Origin of the sequence: Clostridium oryzae (assembly GCF_002029235.1) — a bacterium.
Taxonomy (GTDB): Bacteria; Bacillota; Clostridia; order Clostridiales; family Clostridiaceae; genus Clostridium_AE; species Clostridium_AE oryzae.
Genome location: NZ_MZGV01000144.1, coordinates 1 through 2,226 on the forward strand (window position 1 = coordinate 1; position 2,226 = coordinate 2,226).

The 2,226-nt window shown below is 33.6% G+C and carries 4 protein-coding genes; 3 read left to right on the forward strand and 1 reads right to left on the reverse strand.

Annotated features, from left to right (window positions below):
* Both CLORY_RS22680 and CLORY_RS22685 read left to right on the forward strand, forming a co-directional pair.
* The coding region (locus tag CLORY_RS22680) for a DUF3990 domain-containing protein (protein ID WP_139376131.1) at window positions 1-265 on the forward strand (265 nt) is incomplete at its 5' end.
* Between the two features lie 4 nt (window positions 266-269).
* Complete coding sequence (locus CLORY_RS22685) at window positions 270-512, forward strand: hypothetical protein (protein WP_079428849.1); 243 nt, start codon at window positions 270-272, stop codon at window positions 510-512.
* 784 nt (window positions 513-1,296) lie between these two features.
* On the opposite strand, the gene CLORY_RS22690 is transcribed toward CLORY_RS22685, so the two are convergent.
* The gene (locus CLORY_RS22690; protein ID WP_079428851.1) at window positions 1,297-1,722 is read right to left on the reverse strand and encodes a helix-turn-helix domain-containing protein; all 426 of its coding nucleotides are present in this window, start codon (window positions 1,720-1,722) and stop codon (window positions 1,297-1,299) included.
* On the opposite strand from CLORY_RS22690, the gene CLORY_RS23150 reads away from it, so the two are divergent.
* Window positions 1,711-2,010: a hypothetical protein gene (locus CLORY_RS23150; protein WP_139376132.1), complete on the forward strand. Its 300-nt coding sequence runs from the start codon at window positions 1,711-1,713 to the stop codon at window positions 2,008-2,010. The genes CLORY_RS22690 and CLORY_RS23150 overlap by 12 nt on opposite strands.
* The last annotated feature ends 216 nt before the right edge of the window (window positions 2,011-2,226 follow it).

Here is a 2,226-nt window from a genome sequence, read left to right on the forward strand (position 1 = left end):
GTTTTTACATTACAATGAGGAATGGTTAGATTTTATATTAGAATGTAGGGAAGGAAGCAATATTTATTTAGAATATGACATAATTATAGGTGGTATTGCTGATGATAGAGTATATAACACGATAGAATTGTATCGTGACAATCTAATAAAAAAAGATGAGGCTTTGAATAGATTACAATATTATAAGCCTAATCAACAGATTTGTATTATAAATCAAGAGATTATCGATAAATATTTAAAATATGAAGAAAGCAAGGAGGGGTAAAAGTATGTTGGCAAATAAAACTTTGCTGCAATCTTTATACAAAGATATAATTATAGAATTTTCAAAAAAAACGGGCAACAGTATAGAAGAAAGTATGGATTATTTCTATAAATCTAAGACCTATGAATTAGTAAGTGAAGGAATCGCTGATATGCACTGTAAGGGGGTTAAATATCTAACGGATGAATTGATGCTAGAATATGGATTTAGAGAGCATAAGGGCTATCCCAAAAATTTGTTACAATAGTTCTGTACTTACTAATGTAGTGTATAAATATAATTTAAAGTTAGAATGTTTTTATTATTACAATGCATGAAAATAATTATTCTTAAGCTGTTACTTTTCTAATCAAATATTAAAATTGGATAATAAAAATTATTGTGGCAATATTCAATGCTGAACCTTGTGACTTTTTTCATTTCAATGATAATACGAAGAATCTCTCGAACTTAAATTACAATAAATTCAGTTGTACAATCCTCCCAAAATACCCTTTCTTTTCCGATGATCTAAGCTAAAATCATCGATTTCAATTTGGCTAACTAAAAAGGCGTAATATAACATTTAATTAATTCATATTCCATTATATTATGACATAGTATGAAAAAATAACGAAGGAAATAGTCTTTGAAATTAGGTGTATGCTAAATAACTTTTCTTTTTTAATATAAATAATCTTAGATGTCTTTTCCAACAGGACAGGGCTCCGCAAGGAGCACAAGTTTAGGGCAGAGACCTGTCCCGGAGAAAACTGATGCTATAATTCTTTTAAATGAGAGAGAACTATATTTTTATCTCTTTTAAAAGAGAAGGATGTTAAAGTCTCTCATAATTAAAAAGAAAGTTTAGCTTTAGCACTTACCGGGACAGGTCTCAGCCACAAAGAACTACATCTTGGAGAGCCCTGTCCTGTTGGAATGGTTTTACAAGACAATCTATATTATGAAGAAGATAGGTTTCAGCAGTCAGCCGAATATAAAGTAACTTACTTCGCATTTCAAAAATAATGAGAAGAATTTTTGAACTGAAACTACAACAATTTCAGTTCAAGAATCTTCTCAAAGTACCTCCTAGAAATCTGATAATCCCCCCTTTTCCAGTGATTCAAACTGGAAGGATCAACTCCAATCATTCTAGCCAGTTTTCTTAATCCGTATTTCTCAACAAGTGGCTTCAATTTTTTCTCCTGCTCAAGTACAAACCTATAATAATCATCGCAGAGAATATCCTTATCAAGTACAGTTAGCAGCTTAAGCAAAGTAGGCCTTAAAATCTTATCTCGATATCCGGCTTCAACATCATTTAAAACAGAACGACTGATGCCAACCTTCTTTGCTAGCTCCTCTTGAGACAGTCCAGTCAGCATCCTTGCCTTCTTAAGTCTCTGAGCCAAGGTATTGCAAGGCATGCCAGAGTATTGTAAAAACTTCCAATTCGTCGCAATTTGGAACACCATGCTGAGGCCATCGCCAGTGGCTCTCTAGCGGGATATAATGCGGCTTCCCAGGTTTTTGGGCATGCCCCACTGCAACTTCCTAGATCTACAGCAATCGGTGATATTATAGCCTATGCAAATGAGAAAATGGAGACAAAGGAAGGCAGGAGAAATAGATATACTTTTGCTGGAGCGGAGTACTTTGAGCATATGAAGGAAGTTGGGCTGTACACGCTTGATATTAAGGAGATTGAGCGAAGGATTGAGACAGCTGGACTTAGGGATGTGTTTAAGAGAAAGTTGGTTTAGAAAGTAGGAATGAGAGGCTCGCTGATGTTCTGGAAGAAGGGCGTTGGCGGGCTTTTGTGTGTTTATTTATCCTGTCGATATAAGAATACATGTAATATATGTTACAATTATACTAACATGATACATAATTGTAATTAAAGATTATTTAGATAATACACAAACACATAGTAATTTGAAGGTGGTAATGATTTATGGAAATAGTTAAGTTCACTTTAA